General features: G+C 41.5%; 2 protein-coding genes. Both read right to left on the reverse strand.

From position 1 onward, the window contains the following. Positions 1-259: 259 nt before the first annotated feature. Positions 260-634 (reverse strand): IS66 family insertion sequence element accessory protein TnpB, encoded by a 375-nt coding sequence (gene tnpB / locus ACTNES_RS20905; protein WP_441040579.1) that lies wholly within the window; start codon positions 632-634, stop codon positions 260-262. Continuing rightward, entirely contained in the window at positions 631-834 is a 204-nt protein-coding gene (locus ACTNES_RS20910; protein ID WP_173759644.1) for a hypothetical protein, read from the reverse strand. Before ACTNES_RS20910 ends, tnpB begins: the two co-directional genes overlap by 4 nt. Between the last annotated feature and the right edge of the window lie 89 nt (positions 835-923).

Consider the following 923-nt stretch of genomic DNA (forward strand, 5'->3'; position numbering starts at 1 on the left):
ATATTCTGTTTTTCGATCTTCTCATTTTTTTCTTCTATGATCCGGTCCTTTTCTTCGAGCTGCTGTTTCTGTTTTGCAGCAAGTTCCCGAAGCATAAGCAGTTCCTCATGCTCTGTCATGTATATGATCTCCTTGTTTTTTACTGCTTATATTTTACCATTTTTCCTGTATTTTTGCCACTGAAAAAGGCTGTAAAATGCGCAGAAAAATGCCGAATTTAAAGGCTTTTCCGCATATTTTACAGTCATTTTTTCCTGCTTTAAAAACAGGTATCCTGTGCACGGATCTTCACAGGATGATGGGCTTTTTTCTGCTCGATCTCCAGTCCCTGAAGCAGCCATTCTACCTGTTGAAAAGAGATCTCTTTTACTTCATCCGGTGTCCGCGGCCATTGGAACTTCATGTGGTCCAGCAGCTTCTTGGTTGCCAGTACAAAGCCGTTCCGGTCGTATCTCAGTACTTTTATGGAATCTCTTTTTTTATTGCAAAAGATAAAAACCAGGTCTCCCTGATATGGATCAAGTTGAAACTGTGTGCTGACTGCAGCGACTAACCCCGGGATCTGTTTACGGAAATCTGTACTGCCACATGCCAGAAAGATCCGGCTGGCCCCTTCCGCCATACGCCTCATCATAATTTTTTCATTACCTGCATCAGCTTTAATAAGGTATCCGGATGAAACCCATCCGGGATGTATAGTTTCATTCCCTGAAAATATATCATCAGCCGGTTATCATTGGTATTTGCTGTCCGGTTATTTTGGTGAGATGAGATTCCGGATGAAGAGAAAACCTCCGCAAATGTGGTTATAGTTTCCTGGTTGGTTTTTCCCATAGAATAAGTCCTCCTTAAAATATATTGGTTTTTCCCAGTATATCAATTGGTGGAGGAAATAGCACTACGCCTTCTTTTGAAGCACTTAC

It is taken from the genome of Blautia sp. HCP3S3_D9, from assembly GCF_052063845.1.
In the GTDB taxonomy this organism is placed as follows: Bacteria; Bacillota; Clostridia; order Lachnospirales; family Lachnospiraceae; genus Blautia_A.

Coding starts and splice junctions, on each gene's coding strand:
- tnpB (WP_441040579.1), bottom strand. CDS start 634: ATGATGAGGCGTATGGCGGAAGGGGCCAGCCGGATCTTTCTGGCATGT.
- ACTNES_RS20910 (WP_173759644.1), bottom strand. CDS start 834: ATGGGAAAAACCAACCAGGAAACTATAACCACATTTGCGGAGGTTTTC.